This window comes from Streptomyces sp. NPDC005393, assembly GCF_040606675.1.
GTDB lineage: Bacteria > Actinomycetota > Actinomycetes > Streptomycetales > Streptomycetaceae > Streptomyces.
Genome location: NZ_JBEXFG010000062.1, coordinates 18,139 through 33,422, shown reverse-complemented (window position 1 = coordinate 33,422; position 15,284 = coordinate 18,139). Strand labels below are relative to the sequence as shown.

The window sequence follows — 15,284 nt, the reverse complement described above, 5'->3', positions numbered from 1 at the left end:
CTTGAGGTACGCCTCCACCTGCCGATTGCCTTCCAGCCGTTGGGCCAGGCATTGCCAGCATCCGGTGACGTCCGGCACCAGGTAGGGGCCGGTCCAGACATCGGCGCCGTTGGGCTTGGCCAGCAGCCAGGGTATGCCGGCACCGCGCAGGCGGGCGTCGACAGCGGCGAGTTCGGGGTTGCAGTAGTCGTCGGCGAGCACGACGGCCAGGGTCGGAGCGGTGGCACCGGCTGCGGCGGCGGTGACCGGCCGCACCTCGATGCCGGTCGTCCGCAGCGCGGCCACCACTTCCGCCTCGTCCACCGCGCCCACCGAGGTGATCTCCACCTGGGCCTCGTCCAGCCGCCGGGTGGCCTCGGCGGCGTGCACGCCCTGGGCCTCCCAGAAGGCCACCGAGGCACGGTCGGTCCCGACAGGCCCCTCGGCGAGGTGGTTGAAGCGCTGGAACTTGCTGATAGCGAAGACGACTTCACCCAGCGTGAACCGGTCGGAGAGCTTCTGGGCTATCTCGGCGATCGAGTGGGTCCCGTCCAGGAAAGGCACCACCTCGGCGACCGCCTTTCCCTGGACCAGATAGTGGCCTTCCTCCGACACCAGGAAGACCCGATCCGGGCTGACGACCTGCGGGACAAGGTGTGCCTTGAAGCGAGGCAGATCCACTGCGCCCTCCAAAAAACATCTCGACGTGGTCCGACACTTTATTACCCGCCGGGATAGGTAAAGCAAGGAATTCAGGGCGACCGTCAGCTATTCTTTCGGCGCCCCTCGACTGCACCTACCGGGTGGCCTTCTTATCTATAGGGGGGCGTCCCCCTACCCCTACGGGCCGCTCGCTTCCGACCGTCCTGAGCTGCAATAACGGCATGGGGAGGCAGGTTCTGCGGATACGGGTGCGACCCCAAAAAGATGGGACCACAATGGAAAAGATCGCAGTTGACTTACAGGTGGTCGACTCTGAATGATTTCCGCATCCACCCGAAGCCGGCTTGACCCGGAATCGACAAGCAATAAGGGGGACCCATGGAGCCCAGAGAGAGGTCGGCGTTCGTCAGCTCTTACACCAAGGTGCTGACGGCTGCCTGGTCGAACGATGACTACGTGACGCAACTGGAGAGCAACCCGCGCGCCGCGCTGGCCGAGCAGGGCCTGGAACTGCCGGCGAACGCAACCGTGCGCATCATCCGGAACATCGGGGGTGACCCCGACCTGGAGGCTCAGGTGGCCCTCTGGGAAACCGGCAAGACGACTGGTGTCTACGAGCTGAGGGTGCCGAGCTCACCCCAGATCGAGGACCGTGAGCTGTCCGAGGCCGACCTGGAGGCCGTAGCAGGCGGCGACACCTACTGCTGCTGCTGCTCACCGTGCTGCTGCTGCACCTGATCTGATGGTGGACCGCCTGAACCCGCTGGCCGTAGCGGACGAGTTCCTCGTTCGTTACGGCCAGCGGGCCCGGCAGAGCCGGGCAACGCGACCGAGACTGGGAAGAGTTCGAGAAATGACGTCAGCCGACCTGCCGGCCGGGCTCAGCCCGCCCTCTGCCGTGGCTGAACGGCGCCAAGTGCACCTGGTCGAGATGACCGTGATGCCCGGCGTCCGCTACAGCACCGTGCTGGGCTACCTACAGGCCGCCGCCGAGGCGGCCCCGGCCCTCGCTGAAGCCTGTTCCTTCACCAAACACGTGTACATGCAGGGCGGGGACGCTTTCGAGGCCGCCTGCGCCAAGGTGCTGGGCGCGCTGCAGGATCCCCTGGCGGTCGCCTTCACCGTCTACTTCTGGAACCGGCCCAGCACGCTTGAACTGGCCCGGCGGGTCAAGGAGCGCTGGCCCCGCTGCCGCATCGTGATCGGCGGAAACGATGTGACGCACCAGCAGGTGGTGTTCACCGAAGCGCCCTGGGTCGACGTCCTCGTCCACGGCGAGGGAGAGTTACGCTTCCGCGACCTGCTGCGCGTATTCCTGCGCCATGAGGAGCCGACCACCGCCGACGGCGAGTTGGCTGCCCTGCCCGGCATCAGCTACCTCTCCGCCAATGGCGAGGTGGTCACTACCCCCGAAGCCCCCCGGATCGCAGACCTTGGCGAGTTGCCCTCGCCGCTGCTCGGGAACACCTGGACCGACGAGGACATCGCGCAGTCCCGGATGCTGGTGTACGAAACCAACCGGGGCTGCCCCTATTCCTGCGCCTTCTGCTACTGGGGCGGGGCCACCAACTCCAAGATCCGCCAGTTCCCCATGGACCGCATCCAGGAGGAACTGGAGCGCATCGTCCGGATCGCCGCCAACGGCACCCAACTGTTCATAGCCGATGCCAACTTCGGCATCGTCGCGCGCGACGTGGACATCGCACGCCACATCGTGGAACTGTGCCGGCGCCACAACAAGCGGTTGCTGGTGATGACGAACTGGGCGAAGAACACCAACGGCCGTGTGGTGGAGATCGCGGGGATCCTGTACCGGGCCGGGCTGACCGGGGCCATCACTCTCTCGGCACAGTCCTTCGACGCCAAGGTGCTTCAGATCGCCAACCGCCGCAACATCCGGGTCGACAACTACCGTCGTATGCAGACCCAGTTCCGGGCCCAGAACATCCCCACCTACACCGACCTCATCTGGGGCCTGCCCGGCGAATCCCGCGCCACCCACCTGACCGGGATCGAGGAGGCAATCGCCTCGGGTGGCTCACCCGTCATCTACCCTCTGCTGCTGCTCAACAACACCGACTACACGCACGACCGCTTCCGGGACGATCACGGTCTGCGCACCGGGTACATGCCCTGCGACCCCGGGAACACGGACCTGATGGCCGACGTCGTGATCGAGCACTCCCGGATGACGTTCGAGGACTGGCTGAGCGGGATGGCTTTCCGGATCCCGCTGACGCTCTTCCACAAGTGCCTGCTCCGCTCGACGTTGAGAGTCCTCGCCGAGATCTCTGGCGTGCGCACGGTGGACCTGGTGGAACTGCTCGGCCCGTTCCTGCGCGAGGGGGGTGGGGACGACCCCTTGACCTCCTTCCTGATAGCCGACTACGCCCGTGCCTGGCGGGAGCCCGCCAGCTTCAACCGTGACCTGCTGTACGGGTACGTCGGGCGCCCCGTGATCCACGAAGAAGTCCACTACCAGGCAATTCTACGGCGCATGGTGGGCGATGAGGGCCGTGCCGCCCACTACGCCCGGGCCGCCCTGGACTTCCTGTACGAAGCGCTCACGTCCCAAGGGCGCCCGCTACCGGACCGCGCCGACCTCGACATGGTCACCGACCTGGACCTGGCGGCGGCAGCCGTGTTCCGTGCGGGGATCCACGGGAAGGCGGAGCAACGCGACCTCGCCCTGCCGGAAGCTCTGTTCGACTTGCTGAGGCGTTACGGCGACGTGCCGGGCGGAGCGCCCGCGGCCGTTTCCAGCGAAAATCTGGTGCATGTCCGGATCGAGGTGCCCGAGTCGAGAACGCGGTATCCTTTCAGCGCATACGCGCTCTCGGTCTGGCACGGCAGCGGACGGCCTCTCCACGATGTCGGCATGCGCCTCGACGTTCACGCCCGCCGGACGGGGAGGCTGTCAAGACGATCGCGGTATCACCCAAAGCCTAGGAAGCCCCCGGCGGCTCCTGCCGCTGGACCCACCCCTCGGGAAGGATCCCCGCCGTGAACCGAAACCTGCGCAATGCCATCCCGGCCGTCTATGCGGCGCTCATCCTCTTAGGCTTTCTCATCAACACCACCGCCGGAATCATCGTGGTCATCGTCGGCGGCGCACTCATGAGCGTACTGTACACCGTCACCAGGGGCGGCCGTGCCGCGGACGCCACACCGCGCCGGGCCCGTCGGCAGCGCAACCGCCGCTGAGGCGGCACGGCCGGGAGACAGACGCGAGCACGGCGGCCGCCTCCCGGCAGGCCCTGGACCGCCGCCTCGTCGTGCTTCTGACTGAACCACAGGTCGTTGCCGTTGTCGTCCGCGATCAGTGCTGCCTCGCCGTAGCGAGATCACCGATGGCCCAAGCCGCGAGCATGACACAAGCGGTGTGGTGTCCCCATGCGCCGCGGGGCAGGGAACCCCATGGGGTGCTTGGAAACCTGCGGCGCGGGGCGGTTGAGGACAGCAGACCAGGAGGCATTGTGAGCAGCGATCGGGACTACAACCGCGCGGGCGGGGCCGGTCCTGACGACGACCAGTCAGGGGCCGACCTCACCGATGAGGGCACGTATGAGGTCACGTACGTTGGGCCGCGGCTGCAAACCTGGTACACGGTGACCGCGGCGGACGCCGCCGAGCCGGAGAGCTGGGAGCCCCAGGAGGAGGTGCCGGGGCCGTCGGTACCCGGTGCCGTAACGCAGACGCAGGAGCCGCAGGCCCAACACGAGCCCGGTCAAAGCGGTCACGGCTTCCCGCAGCCGAACCACCCCGGCCGGCCCGTAGCGCCCGTCTGGCCCGTGCCGCCCGGTCAGCCGGTACCGCCGATGGGCGCCCCGCAGCCGAACGCCGTGCCGGGCGACCCGCGGGCCCATCAGCCCGAAGTGCCTCAGGGCTATGGCGCTCCCGCGGATTCGCGGGTCGGCGACTCGCCGACGGTCATGCCGGACCAGCGGCAGCGCACCGGCCAGGGCGGCACCCCGCTCGGCCACACCGCGGCGGTCGAGCTGAGTTCCGATCGCCTGCTGCGCAACCAGCCCAAGGCGAAGAAGCCGGGGGCCAACGCGCGGCCGAGCCGCTTCAAGCTCGGCGCCAAGAAGGAGGAGGCGGAGCGGCAGCGCAAGCTGGACCTGATCCGCACCCCCGTCCTGTCCTGCTACCGCATCGCGGTGATCAGCCTCAAGGGCGGTGTCGGCAAGACCACGACAACCACCGCCCTGGGGGCGACACTCGCCAGCGAACGGCAGGACAAGATCCTGGCGATCGACGCCAACCCGGATGCGGGCACGCTGGGCCGCCGGGTGCGCCGTGAGACCGGTGCGACGATCCGTGAACTCGTGCAGGCGATCCCGTACCTGCGCAGCTACATGGACATCCGCCGGTTCACCTCTCAGGCGCCCTCCGGCCTGGAGATCATCGCCAACGACGTGGACCCTGCGGTGTCGACGACGTTCAACGACGAGGACTACCGGCGGGTCATCGAGGTGCTGGGCCGTCAGTACCCGGTGATCCTCACCGACTCGGGCACCGGCCTGCTCTACAGCGCCATGCGCGGAGTGCTGGACCTGGCCGAACAGTTGATCATCGTGTCGACGCCGTCGGTGGACGGCGCGTCGAGCGCGAGCACCACCCTGGACTGGCTGACCGCGAACGGCTACGCCGAACTGGTCTCCCGCAGCATCACCGTGATCTCCGGGGTGCGCGAGACCGGCAAGATGATCAAGGTCGAGGACATCGTGGCGCACTTCCAGACCCGTTGCCGCGGGGTGCAGGTGGTGCCGTTCGACGAGCACCTGGCGGTCGGCGCCGAGGTGGACCTGGACATGATGCGGCCCAAGACACGGGAGGCATACATCAACCTCTCGGCGATGGTGGCCGAGGACTTCGTGCGGGCGCAGCAGGCGCAGGGCCTGTGGACCGGCGACGGCGGCAACCAGCCGCCGGTGCAGCCCCCGCCGATGCCGGGCCGGTACGCGGCGCCCGGTCCCTACGGAAACGCTGTGGCCGGTTACCCGCAGCCGTACGGGCAGGGCCTGGGCCCGCAGCAGTTCCAGCCACCGCCCTCGCAGCCGCAACAGGGCTACGGCTACCCGCCGGCGCCACCTCAGCCCGAATCCAACGGCTGATTTCGGAGTGATCGTTTCGGGTTGTGCAGGCCGTGGCGGGACCGGGCTGCGGGTTCGGGCGTGGGGTGCTCGGGGGGACGTCCCCGCGAGCGGTCCGGGTCACCCGAGGAAGCTCAGCCGCACCTGACGGTCGGGGTTGTCCTTGTTCGTGTCGACGAGGCAGACCGACTGCCACGTGCCCAGGGCGAGCCGGCCGCCGAGGACCGGGAGGGTCGCGTGCGGGGGGACGAGGGCGGGGAGGACGTGGTCGCGGCCGTGGCCGGGGCTGCCGTGGCGGTGGCGCCAGCGGTCGTCGGCGGGGAGGAGGTCGTGGAGGGCGGAGAGGAGGTCGGTGTCGCTGCCGGCGCCGGTCTCCAGGATCGCGATGCCGGCGGTCGCGTGGGGGACGAACACATTGAGCAGGCCGTCGCCGCCGCCCGCCACCTCCCGCAGATACGCCTCGCAGTCGGCGGTGAGGTCGGCGACGGTCTCGGTGGAGCCGGTGGTGATGTTGAGGATCTGGGTCCGGAAGGTCGTGGTCATGGACCCATCCTCATACGCCCGTCCGCAAAACTCCCGCAACAAAGGTCCGAGTGGCAAGACACCGTTGACCGTTTCTGGACGCCTCGCTACGTTCAAAGGCATGTCTACGTCAGCCTGGCTCACCACGCGCGGTCATATCGACCTGCTGCGGGTGGCGTCCGCCGCCTGTCCCAGCGGCCGCTGAACACTGAGACGCTGACCCCTTAGGCACCCCCTTCCCCGCTTCCGCCTCCGCCTCCACCCACCGCTGCCGTACCGCGCCGACCGCCGTCGGTCGCGTGTCGTACGGCGCCGAGGCGTACCCCTTGTCATGGAGCCCCCATGTCCCCGGTTCTCGAACCGGTCGTGCCGCTGTCCGCGCGCCGCCGCGCCGTACCGCGCTGGCTGCGCCGCACGACCGGTCCCCTTCTTCTGTTGGCGCTCTGGCAGGTGAGCAGCGCGACCGGTGCGCTGCCCGCCGATACGCTCGCCTCGCCCGGCACCATCGCCCGTACCGCCTCCGACATGGTCCAGGACGGCACCCTGCCGCACGCCATGCTGGTGTCGGTGCAGCGGGTGCTGATCGGGCTGGTGCTCGGCGGGGTCGTCGGCATCATGCTCGCGCTGGTCTCCGGGCTGTCCCGGCTCGGCGAGGATCTCGTCGACGCGAGCGTGCAGATGCTGCGCAGCATCCCGTGGGTCGGCATGATTCCGCTGTTCATCATCTGGATGGGCATCGGCGAGGCCCCCAAGATCGCGCTGATCGCGCTCGGTGTCACCTTCCATCTCTATCTGAACGTCTACGCGGGCATCCGCGACGTGGACGCGCAGCTGACCGAGGCGGGGACCTCGCTGGGGCTCGGCCGCTGGGGGCTGATCCGCCATGTGGTGCTGCCCGGCGCCCTGCCCGGGGCGATGACCGGGCTGCGGTACTCGCTCGCCACCGCGTGGCTGGCGCTGGTCTTCGGGGAGACCATCAACGCCGATGACGGGATCGGCTTTCTGCTCAACCGCGCGCGGGAGTTCTTCCAGACCGATGTGATCGTGGTCTGCCTGATCGTCTACGCCGCCCTTGGCCTGCTCGCCGATTTCATCGTCCGCACTCTGGAGAGGCTGCTGCTGCAATGGCGACCGAACTTCACCGGCAAGTGACCCCCGTCGAGACGGCAGACGCCGCGGTACGGGTCAGCTCCCTCACTCGCGCCTTCGACGGCCGCACTGTCATCGACGAGCTCGAACTGACGGTAAAGCCCGGTGAGTTCGTCGCGCTGCTGGGCCGCAGCGGCTGCGGCAAGTCCACCCTGCTGCGGGTGCTCGCCGGGCTGGACCGGGAGATCGAGGGCGAGGTGCTGGTGCCCCGGCGCAGGGCCGTCGCCTTCCAGGCGCCGCGGCTGATGCCGTGGAAGAAGGTCTGGCGCAATGTGCTGCTCGGTCTGGACGGCCGTCCCGGGCGGGCGGTCGCGGAACGGGCGCTGGAGGAGGTGGGCCTCGGCCATCGGACCGACGCCTGGCCCAAGACGCTCTCCGGCGGCGAGGCCCAGCGCGCCTCGCTCGCCCGGGCGATGGTCCGCGAACCCGATCTGCTGCTGCTCGACGAGCCGTTCGGCGCGCTCGACGCGCTCACCCGGATCACCGCGCAGCAGCTGGTCGCCGAGCTGTGGCAGCGGCGCGGCTGCGCGGTGCTGCTGGTGACGCACGACGTCGGGGAGGCGCTGCTGCTCGCCGACCGCGTCCTGGTGATGGACGGCGGCGTCATCGCGCACGAGACGCGGGTACGCCGCGACCGGCCGCGCGATATCGCCGATCCGCACCTGGCCGAGCTGCGGACCGAACTCCTGGACCGGCTGGGTGTGTCCGCCCCCTAACCGGCCGTCCACGAAGCCGCGTAGCGCTGTCATCGGCCGCTCTTACGCGCACGGCCTCCGGCCGCGCCTGTCCTCAAGCGCCGGACGGGTTTTCCCACCACCTTTACGAACGGACCCTGCTGACATGACACGGCGTATCGTCCTCGCCCTGTTTCTCCCTCTCGCCCTGCTGCTGTCCGCATGCGTCAGCTCGTCCTCGGCCGACAAGTCCGGCGCCTCCGGCAACACCGACGGCAAGGGCGATGTGACCCTGAACGTCGGCGACCAGAAGGGCAACGACGAGGCGGTGCTGCGCGCCGCCGGTGAGCTCACGAACCTCCCGTACAAGATCAAGTGGTCGACGTTCACCTCCGGTCCGCCGATCCTGGAGGCGGTCAGCGCCAAGGCGGTGGACATCGGCGGCGTCGGCAACACCCCGCCCGTCTTCGCCGCGGCCGCCAAGTCCAAGATCAAGGTCGTCGCGGCGAAACACGGCACCGCCGACGGCGAGGCGATCGTCGTCAAGAAGGGCTCGTCGCTGAAGAAGACCTCCGACCTCAAGGGCAAGTCGGTGGCGGTCGCCCAGGGCAGCTCGGCCCACTACCAGCTGGTCGCCTCGCTCGAGAAGGCCGGGCTCTCGATCAAGGACGTCAAGGTCAGCTTCCTCCAGCCGGCCGACGCGCTGGCCGCCTTCAGCCGCGGCCGGGTGGACGCCTGGGCCGTCTGGGACCCGTACACCTCGCAGGCGCTGCGCCAGGCCGACGCGCGGATCCTCACCAGCGGCAAGGGCGTGGTCAACGGCCTCAACTTCCAGGTGGCCAACCCCTCCTCGCTCGACGACAAGAAGAAGGCGAAGGTCATCAAGGACTACCTCGCGCGGCTGCGCCGGGCCCAGAACTGGGTCTACAAGCACCCCGAGGCCTGGGCCAAGGTGTGGGGCAAGGAGACCGGGCTGCCCTACCAGGTGGCGCTGGACTCCGTGAAGCGGACCAATGGCACGCGGGTGTACGTCGCCGTCGACAAGCCCGCCATCGCCTCCGAGCAGCAGATCGCGGACACCTTCGCCAAGCTGAAGCTCACCCCGCGCCGCTTCGCCTTCTCCGACTACGTGGACACCCGCTTCAACGGCGGTCTGCCGCCCTCCACCTCCGCGCCGCGCACCTACGGGAAGGACTCCTGATGTCCGTCCATCTGCACTGGTTCCTGCCGACCGGCGGCGACGGGCGCAACCGGTGGACCGGCACGCCTGACACCGACGGCGGGGTGAAACGCTCCCGCATCACCCCGGTGAGCGGCGTACGGGCCCCGGACATCGACTACCTCGCCCAGGTGGCCAAGGCCGCCGAGCAGTTGGGTTTCGAGGCCGTGCTCACCCCGACCGGGACTTGGTGCGAGGACGCTGGCCGCCCGCCGCCTGGTGGAGCGCGCCCCCGACGCCGAGGACGGCCGCGTCGCCCGGGTGCGCCTCACCCCGACGGGCGCCGACCTCGCCGAGCGCGCGGTCCGCGCCACCGCCTCGGCCCAACACGAACTGTTCCGCGCGCTGCCGACGGACGCGGCCGAGACCGCGACCGCGGCCCTCCGAGAGGTCTCCGCCGCCGTGCGCGACCGCTAGCCGTCGAGTGCCGACCGTACGTTGGATTTCAGCGTGTCCAGGTCACGGCGTACGGCCTCGTAGTCGGCCTTGTGTGCCATGATCTCGGCCCGCTGCCGCTTGGCGAGCACCGCCGACCACACACCGACGGTGTCGTGTTCCCGCTTGCACTCGATATCGGCGACGGCCGTGCCCATTTCCCGCTTCGTACGAGTGGTGTTGCCGTTCTGGCCGCGCCCCCATGCCTTGTCCCGAAAGGCGTCCTCCGGGCTCTTGTACCGCTTGAACCCCTTGTTCACGACGCACTGCGCCCATGACTCCAGGGCGCGCCGCACCCGCGGGTCCTTCTTCGCCGCCTTCTCCAAGCGCCGTTCGCGCCCGGAGGGGTAGGTCCACATGCGCGCGGGGTCCTTGACGCCCTTGAGCAGCCGCCGGTCCGCCTGCCCCGAGCAGCCGCTCTTCGGGGCCTTCCGGCTCTGCCGGCCGTACAGCACGGCGAATTCCTCGCTCGTCGTCGCACGCCCGTCCGGCTCCCCCTTGTCCCGTTTCTTCGGATCCCAGCCGTAGCCCCACCGCCGGGCGTGGTCGAGGTCGAGCTGGCCGTACGGCGTCGACATGGCCACCGCCACCAGCGTCACGCCGCTGCCCGGCATCTTCGGGTGCAACGGGAAGTCGTCGAACCCGAGGCCCACCATGCACCGCTGCGCCAGCCGGTCCTGCGCCTCGTTGTACCGCTTGTAGCCGTCGTCACCGGGCTGGTACCGGGCCATCGGCAGCCGCGGTGCGTCCTTCGACGGCGCGCCGTCCGTGGCCCCGCTCCCGTCCCCGCACCCTGCCATCGGCATGGCCAGCAGCGGAACGGCTAACCATCGCCCGCACTTCGACACCTTCAACGCCCTCCCCGTGGATCCCCCCGAAGTCGTTGGACCTTACCGCCTGGGTCCGACAAGGCGGCGACGTGCCCAGAACAGAGCGTGCCCGCCATCGCCTTCGGATACGAACTCCTCACGCTCGACGGTCAGACCGGCCTGGGTGATCCAGGCCCGATTGGTCGCGGCGTCCGTGTGGCTCCACCACATGGGGACTCCGCCTCCGAGCCAGTTGTCCTCAGTGCCGGTCCATGCACTGTGGCCAGTGGTGCCGAGGAACCAGCCACCGGGTCGCAACCAGGTCGCGATCCTTGCCAGGAGGGGAAGTTGTTCCGCGAGGGGAATGTGAATGAGCGCGTAGAAGGAGACGATGGCGTCGAACGACGCGGCCGGGAAGTCCACGGTCGTGGCATCGGCGTGGATGAACTCGGCATCCGGCACGAGCTCCCGCGCCCGGCGGATCTGCACCTCGCTGATGTCGACACCGGTGACACGGTGTCCTGCCGAGGTCAGCGCGCGAGCGACTGGAATACCGCAGCCGCACCCCAGATCCAGCGCGGTGCTCCCGGACGGGATGCGGCCGCACAAGGCGCTGATCCAGGGCTGGTACTTCGTCTCGGCGGCGTAGGACCGCTCATAGTGGCCGGAGAGCGCGTCGTACCCTCGCCTGACCAGATCCTTGGGATCGTCGATGTCCACGGCGGCGCACTGTAGTCGGGGCCGACGCGTTCCGCGAACGGTTTGCATGAGGGTGCGGGCATCGTTGCGCCTTCGGCGATTGAGCAGCGGTTCGCCGGGGGCGGGGCCCGGCTCCGTCGCCGTCCGCCGGGCCGGTGGGGGTGCTTATCTGAAATCGCTTGACAAAACAGTTGCGCCAGATCAAGCATTTTTTGGGGGTACCCCCGGGGAGCTCGGCATCGAGTGCGGCATCACGTGCGCATCCACCCGCCCAGACCGCATCTGACGTCGCACTCGCGGACGGCGACGGCGCGAGACGATGCCCGCGCCTGGTCGCACCGGCGCTGCAGGACGCGGTGCGGGTCGCCGAGCGCTGTGGGATGCGGCTGAAAGCGCGGGAAGATCCCGCACCGGAGCAGAGTTGGTACAAACATGAACGACATAGCCGAGGTGGACGTCGTGGTGGTGGGCGCCGGGCAGGCTGGGCTGTCCGGCGCCTACCATCTGCGGCGGGCCGGGTACGAGCCCGGGACCGGCTTCGTCGTGCTCGATCACTCACCACGGCCCGGCGGCGCGTGGCAGTACCGGTGGCCGTCGCTGACGTACGGCAAGGTGCACGGCATGTACGACCTGCCGGGGATGCGGCTCGGCGAGGCCGAGGCCGAGGCCGCCCCCGAGCGGCCCTCCTCGGAGGTCATCGGCGCGTATTTCGCACGGTACGAGCGCGCCTTCGACCTCCGGGTCGCCCGCCCCGTCCACGTCACCGCCGTACGCGAGGGCGACGGGGGGCGGTTGCTGGTGGAGAGCTCGGCCGGGGTCTGGTCGGCGCGGGCGTTGATCAACGCGACGGGGACCTGGGACCGCCCGTTCTGGCCGCGCTATCCCGGCCAGGAGACCTTCCGGGGCCGCCAGCTGCATACGTCGCGGTACCCGGGGCCCGAGGCGTTCGCGGGCCGGCGGGTGGTCGTCGTCGGGGGCGGCACCTCCGGCGTACAGCATCTGCTGGAGATCGCCGAGGTGGCGGCGGAGACGACATGGGTGACGCGGCGGCCCCCGGTCTTCCGCGAGGGGCCGTTCGGCGAGGGCCAGGGGCGGGCGGCCGTCGCGCTGGTCGAGCAGCGGGTACGGCGGGGGCTGCCGCCGCAGAGCGTGGTGTCCGTGACCGGGCTGCCCATGACCGAGGCGATGAGGCGCGCCCGTGAACAGGGGGTCCTGGACCGGCTGCCCATGTTCGACCGGATCACTCCGTCCGGCGTGACCTGGGCGGACGGACGCACGGTGGCCGCGGACACCATCCTGTGGGCCACCGGTTTCCGCGCCGCGATCGACCACCTCGCACCGCTGAGGCTGCGCGAGCCGGGCGGCGGGATCGCCGTCGAGGGGACCAGGGCCGTCCGGGACCCCCGGATCCATCTGGTCGGCTACGGAACGTCGGCGTCCACGGTCGGCGCGAACCGCGCGGGGCGGGCGGCGGTACGGGAGATCCGGGAACTGCTGGATCCGGCCCCGGCCTCCGCGGCTCCGGCGGGGGTCTGATTCATGTGCTGGGCTTCGGCGCGAACGTCGAGTCCCGTACGACCAGTTCGGGCTGGAGGACGATCCGCCGGTGCTGATGGCCCTCCGCGTCCTCACCCGTCTCCTCGATCAACAGCTCCGCCGCCGTACGCCCCATCCGGAACGCGGGCTGGCGCACCGAGGTCAGTGGCACCGCCGCGGCCGCCGCGAACTCGATGTCGTCGTACCCCACCAGCGCCACATCGCCCGGCACCGACACCCCGGCCGCGAAGAGCGCCTGGAGCACCCCCAGCGCCAGCAAGTCATTCGCGCAGAACACCGCCGTCGGCCGCGGCGACATGCCCAGCAGCCGCGCCCCCGCGTCCCGGCCCGAGGCCACATCGAGCCGCTCGGCCTCGATGTGCAGCAGCGCCTCCGGCGGCAGCCCCTCCTCGGCGAACGCGGCGAGCGCCCCGGCGCGCCGGTCCTGGCACTGCGGGAGCTGCATCGGGCCGCTGACGTAGACGAGGGAACGGTGGCCCTGGGCGATCAGATGGCGGCCCGCGAGCGCACCGCCCTCGATGTCGTCGACCGACACCGAGCAGCCCTCCTCGCTGGGCACCTCGCGGTCGACGAAGACGAAGGGGATGTCATGGCGCCGGAAGTTCTCCAGATTAGCCCCGGTGGCGTCGGCCGGGGTAACCAGCACCCCGCGCACCCGGTGCTCGGCGAAGAGCGCGAGATAGTCGGCCTCCTCATCGACGCTCTGGGCGCTGTTGCACACCATCACGCCGAGATCCGCCTCGCGTGCCGCGCGCTCGGCACCGCTCGCCACATCCACGAAGAACGGGTTCGCCATGTCGAGCACCAGCAGCGAGATGATCCGGCTGCGCCCCGCCCGCAACTGACGCGCGGACTCGCTGCGCACATAGCCGAGGCGCTCGATGGCGGCCTGCACCCGGTCGCGCGTCCCCTCGGCGACCATTTCCGGCCGGTTGATCACGTTCGAGACCGTGCCGACGGACACTCCGGCCTGCCGCGCGACGTCCTTGATCCCCACCATGCGTCCCACGACCCCGACCATCCGCCTTCCCGCGACCCACCCCGGTCGCGGGACCATGCTAGGCGTCACCCAGGGAATCTTCCCCCAACCCGCCACCGGTCGGGCCCGGGGGCCGCTCAGCGCAGCAGCAGTTGGAGTCCGCCGACCACGGTCGCCGCGATCACCAGCCGTTCGAAGAGCCGCTGGTCGATGCGGTCGACGCACGCCTTGCCGATGAACGCGCCGGGTACGACGAGGAGTGCCAGAGCCGCGTCCAGCAGCAGGGAGTGCCCGTCGATCAGGCCGAGGCCGACGCTGAAGGGCACCTTGGACACGTTCACGATCAGGAAGAACCACGCCGAGGTGCCCAGGAAGCCGAGCTTCCGGAAGCCCGTGGAGAGCAGGTACAGCGACATCACCGGGCCGCCCGCGTTGGCGACCATGGTGGTGAACCCGCCGAGCACGCCGTACGAACCGGCCTTGGCCAGGCCACGACCGCTGCCGCCACCGTCGGTCGGCCCGGTGGCCGGCGCCGCGTCCGTCCCCACGCGCCGGCGCCACAGCGTGACCGCGGCCATGAACAGCAGGATGCCGCCGATCGACCTGCGCACCGCGGCGTCGTCGGCCCACAGCATGAACACCGAACCCGCGACCACGCCGACGGCGACCGCGGGAAACAGACGCCACAGGGTCACCCAGTGGGCGTGCCGCCGGTAGGTGAACACGGCGAGTACGTCACCGACGATGAGGAGCGGCAGCAGCACCCCCGTTGACTCACGGGCGGGCAGTACGGCCGCGAAGATGGCGAGGCTGACGGTATTGGCCCCGCTGACAGCGGTCTTCGAGAAGCCGACGAGCAGGGCGGCCACCGCGAGCGCGGCCAGGCCCCAAAAGGTGATGGTGTCCATGCCAGGACCGATGCTACGTGCATCTGCTTCGGCGGCATCGGGCGGTCATCCGCGCGGCCGGGCCAGGCACCGCGGCCGGCTGCGGGTCCTGCGCACCGCGGTGGAGTACGCCGCCCACCCGCTCGGCCTCGACACGCCCCACCCCCGTCTGAGCTGGACCCTCGGCTCGGACGCCCACGACCAGCTGCAGAGCGCGTACCGCATCCGGGTCGCACCTCCCCGGACCGGCTCGGCGCCCCCGACGTATGGGACAGCGGCAAAATGACAGCGCGCCAGTCGGTCCTGGTCCCCTACGACGGCCCGGCCCTGCGCCCGCGCACCCGCTACCACTGCTCCGTGCGCGTCTGGGACGACCACGGCCGCCCCTCCCTGTGGTCCGCCCCCGCCTGGTGGGAGACCGGGCTGCTCAACTCCGGGCAGTGGCAGGCGCGCTGGATCGCCGCGCCCACCGCGCTGACCGCGCCCCCGGACCTGGACGGCGCCTCGTGGATCTGGTTCCCCGAGGGCGACCCGGCCACCGACGCCCCGGTGGCCACCCAGTGGTGCGCACCACGGACAACCGTCTGGCCAGCATCGGCATCGACACCTGGGCCGT

The 15,284-nt window shown here is 70.0% G+C and carries 14 protein-coding genes and 3 pseudogenes; 11 read left to right on the top strand and 6 right to left on the bottom strand.

Features of this window, described 5'->3' with window-relative positions; translation table 11 throughout:
• Positions 1–660: TOMM precursor leader peptide-binding protein (locus tag ABZS71_RS32005; protein WP_356215624.1), on the bottom strand; the 660-nt coding region annotated here is incomplete at its 3' end.
• Positions 661–1,020: 360 nt separating this feature from the next.
• On the opposite strand from ABZS71_RS32005, the gene ABZS71_RS32000 reads away from it, so the two are divergent.
• From ABZS71_RS32000 to ABZS71_RS31985, 4 genes and pseudogenes are all read left to right on the top strand, one after another.
• Positions 1,021–1,380 carry a hypothetical protein gene (locus ABZS71_RS32000; protein WP_356215622.1) on the top strand — a complete coding sequence of 120 codons (360 nt, stop codon included), beginning with the start codon at positions 1,021–1,023 and terminating at the stop codon, positions 1,378–1,380.
• Between the two features lie 4 nt (positions 1,381–1,384).
• On the top strand, positions 1,385–3,649 hold the full coding sequence (locus tag ABZS71_RS31995) for a radical SAM protein (protein WP_356215620.1): 2,265 nt from the start codon (positions 1,385–1,387) through the stop codon (positions 3,647–3,649).
• A complete protein-coding gene (locus ABZS71_RS31990; protein WP_356215618.1) occupies positions 3,646–3,846 on the top strand; it encodes a hypothetical protein in 201 nt (66 codons plus the stop codon). The genes ABZS71_RS31995 and ABZS71_RS31990 overlap by 4 nt, the downstream gene beginning before the upstream one ends.
• Positions 3,847–4,364: 518 nt before the next feature.
• Positions 4,365–5,759: pseudogene (locus tag ABZS71_RS31985) on the top strand (MinD/ParA family protein); the annotation flags it as partial.
• Positions 5,760–5,858: 99 nt separating this feature from the next.
• On the opposite strand, the gene ABZS71_RS31980 reads toward ABZS71_RS31985, so the two are convergent.
• On the bottom strand, positions 5,859–6,281 hold the full coding sequence (locus ABZS71_RS31980) for a YjbQ family protein (protein ID WP_355848491.1): 423 nt from the start codon (positions 6,279–6,281) through the stop codon (positions 5,859–5,861).
• Between the two features lie 321 nt (positions 6,282–6,602).
• On the opposite strand from ABZS71_RS31980, the gene ABZS71_RS31975 reads away from it, so the two are divergent.
• The 5 genes and pseudogenes from ABZS71_RS31975 to ABZS71_RS31955 all read left to right on the top strand — a co-directional run bounded on the left by ABZS71_RS31975 (position 6,603) and on the right by ABZS71_RS31955 (position 9,719).
• A complete protein-coding gene (locus tag ABZS71_RS31975; RefSeq protein ID WP_356215616.1) occupies positions 6,603–7,412 on the top strand; it encodes an ABC transporter permease in 810 nt (269 codons plus the stop codon).
• Positions 7,385–8,125 (top strand): ABC transporter ATP-binding protein, encoded by a 741-nt coding sequence (locus tag ABZS71_RS31970; protein WP_356215614.1) that lies wholly within the window; start codon positions 7,385–7,387, stop codon positions 8,123–8,125. The genes ABZS71_RS31975 and ABZS71_RS31970 overlap by 28 nt, the downstream gene beginning before the upstream one ends.
• A gap of 124 nt (positions 8,126–8,249) precedes the next feature.
• Positions 8,250–9,284, top strand: coding sequence for an ABC transporter substrate-binding protein (locus tag ABZS71_RS31965; RefSeq protein ID WP_356215612.1), 1,035 nt, complete (start codon positions 8,250–8,252; stop codon positions 9,282–9,284).
• A pseudogene (locus ABZS71_RS31960) lies at positions 9,284–9,505 on the top strand (alkanesulfonate monooxygenase); the annotation flags it as partial. The gene ABZS71_RS31965 and the pseudogene ABZS71_RS31960, both read left to right, overlap by 1 nt.
• A gap of 16 nt (positions 9,506–9,521) precedes the next feature.
• Complete coding sequence (locus ABZS71_RS31955; RefSeq protein WP_356215610.1) at positions 9,522–9,719, top strand: hypothetical protein; 198 nt, start codon at positions 9,522–9,524, stop codon at positions 9,717–9,719.
• On the opposite strand, the gene ABZS71_RS31950 is transcribed toward ABZS71_RS31955, so the two are convergent.
• Complete coding sequence (locus ABZS71_RS31950) at positions 9,716–10,543, bottom strand: hypothetical protein (RefSeq protein WP_356215608.1); 828 nt, start codon at positions 10,541–10,543, stop codon at positions 9,716–9,718. The two genes, ABZS71_RS31955 and ABZS71_RS31950, sit on opposite strands and share 4 nt — an antisense overlap.
• Positions 10,544–10,627: 84 nt before the next feature.
• Positions 10,628–11,266, bottom strand: a complete 639-nt coding sequence (locus ABZS71_RS31945; protein ID WP_356215606.1) for a class I SAM-dependent methyltransferase — start codon at positions 11,264–11,266, stop codon at positions 10,628–10,630.
• A 411-nt stretch (positions 11,267–11,677) separates the two neighbouring features.
• Here ABZS71_RS31945 and ABZS71_RS31940 point away from each other — a divergent pair, with 411 nt between their 5' ends.
• A complete protein-coding gene (locus ABZS71_RS31940; protein WP_356215604.1) occupies positions 11,678–12,781 on the top strand; it encodes an NAD(P)-binding domain-containing protein in 1,104 nt (367 codons plus the stop codon).
• Position 12,782: 1 nt separating this feature from the next.
• On the opposite strand, the gene ABZS71_RS31935 is transcribed toward ABZS71_RS31940, so the two are convergent.
• Positions 12,783–13,802 carry a LacI family DNA-binding transcriptional regulator gene (locus tag ABZS71_RS31935; RefSeq protein ID WP_355848612.1) on the bottom strand — a complete coding sequence of 340 codons (1,020 nt, stop codon included), beginning with the start codon at positions 13,800–13,802 and terminating at the stop codon, positions 12,783–12,785.
• A 116-nt stretch (positions 13,803–13,918) separates the two neighbouring features.
• Positions 13,919–14,689 carry a sulfite exporter TauE/SafE family protein gene (locus ABZS71_RS31930; RefSeq protein WP_356215602.1) on the bottom strand — a complete coding sequence of 257 codons (771 nt, stop codon included), beginning with the start codon at positions 14,687–14,689 and terminating at the stop codon, positions 13,919–13,921.
• 10 nt (positions 14,690–14,699) lie between these two features.
• Between ABZS71_RS31930 and ABZS71_RS31925 the strand changes: the two are divergent.
• Positions 14,700–15,232 (top strand): annotated as a pseudogene (locus ABZS71_RS31925) (rhamnosidase); the annotation flags it as partial.
• Positions 15,233–15,284: the final 52 nt, after the last annotated feature.

Bases quoted from the DNA above. Each gene is read 5' to 3' on its own strand.
- ABZS71_RS32000 (WP_356215622.1), top strand. From the start codon at position 1,021: ATGGAGCCCAGAGAGAGGTCGGCGTTCGTCAGCTCTTACACCAAGGTG.
- ABZS71_RS31995 (WP_356215620.1), top strand. From the start codon at position 1,385: ATGGTGGACCGCCTGAACCCGCTGGCCGTAGCGGACGAGTTCCTCGTT.
- ABZS71_RS31980 (WP_355848491.1), bottom strand. From the start codon at position 6,281: ATGACCACGACCTTCCGGACCCAGATCCTCAACATCACCACCGGCTCC.
- ABZS71_RS31975 (WP_356215616.1), top strand. From the start codon at position 6,603: ATGTCCCCGGTTCTCGAACCGGTCGTGCCGCTGTCCGCGCGCCGCCGC.
- ABZS71_RS31970 (WP_356215614.1), top strand. From the start codon at position 7,385: ATGGCGACCGAACTTCACCGGCAAGTGACCCCCGTCGAGACGGCAGAC.
- ABZS71_RS31965 (WP_356215612.1), top strand. From the start codon at position 8,250: ATGACACGGCGTATCGTCCTCGCCCTGTTTCTCCCTCTCGCCCTGCTG.
- ABZS71_RS31950 (WP_356215608.1), bottom strand. From the start codon at position 10,543: ATGCCGATGGCAGGGTGCGGGGACGGGAGCGGGGCCACGGACGGCGCG.
- ABZS71_RS31940 (WP_356215604.1), top strand. From the start codon at position 11,678: ATGAACGACATAGCCGAGGTGGACGTCGTGGTGGTGGGCGCCGGGCAG.
- ABZS71_RS31935 (WP_355848612.1), bottom strand. From the start codon at position 13,802: ATGGTGGGGATCAAGGACGTCGCGCGGCAGGCCGGAGTGTCCGTCGGC.
- ABZS71_RS31930 (WP_356215602.1), bottom strand. From the start codon at position 14,689: ATGGACACCATCACCTTTTGGGGCCTGGCCGCGCTCGCGGTGGCCGCC.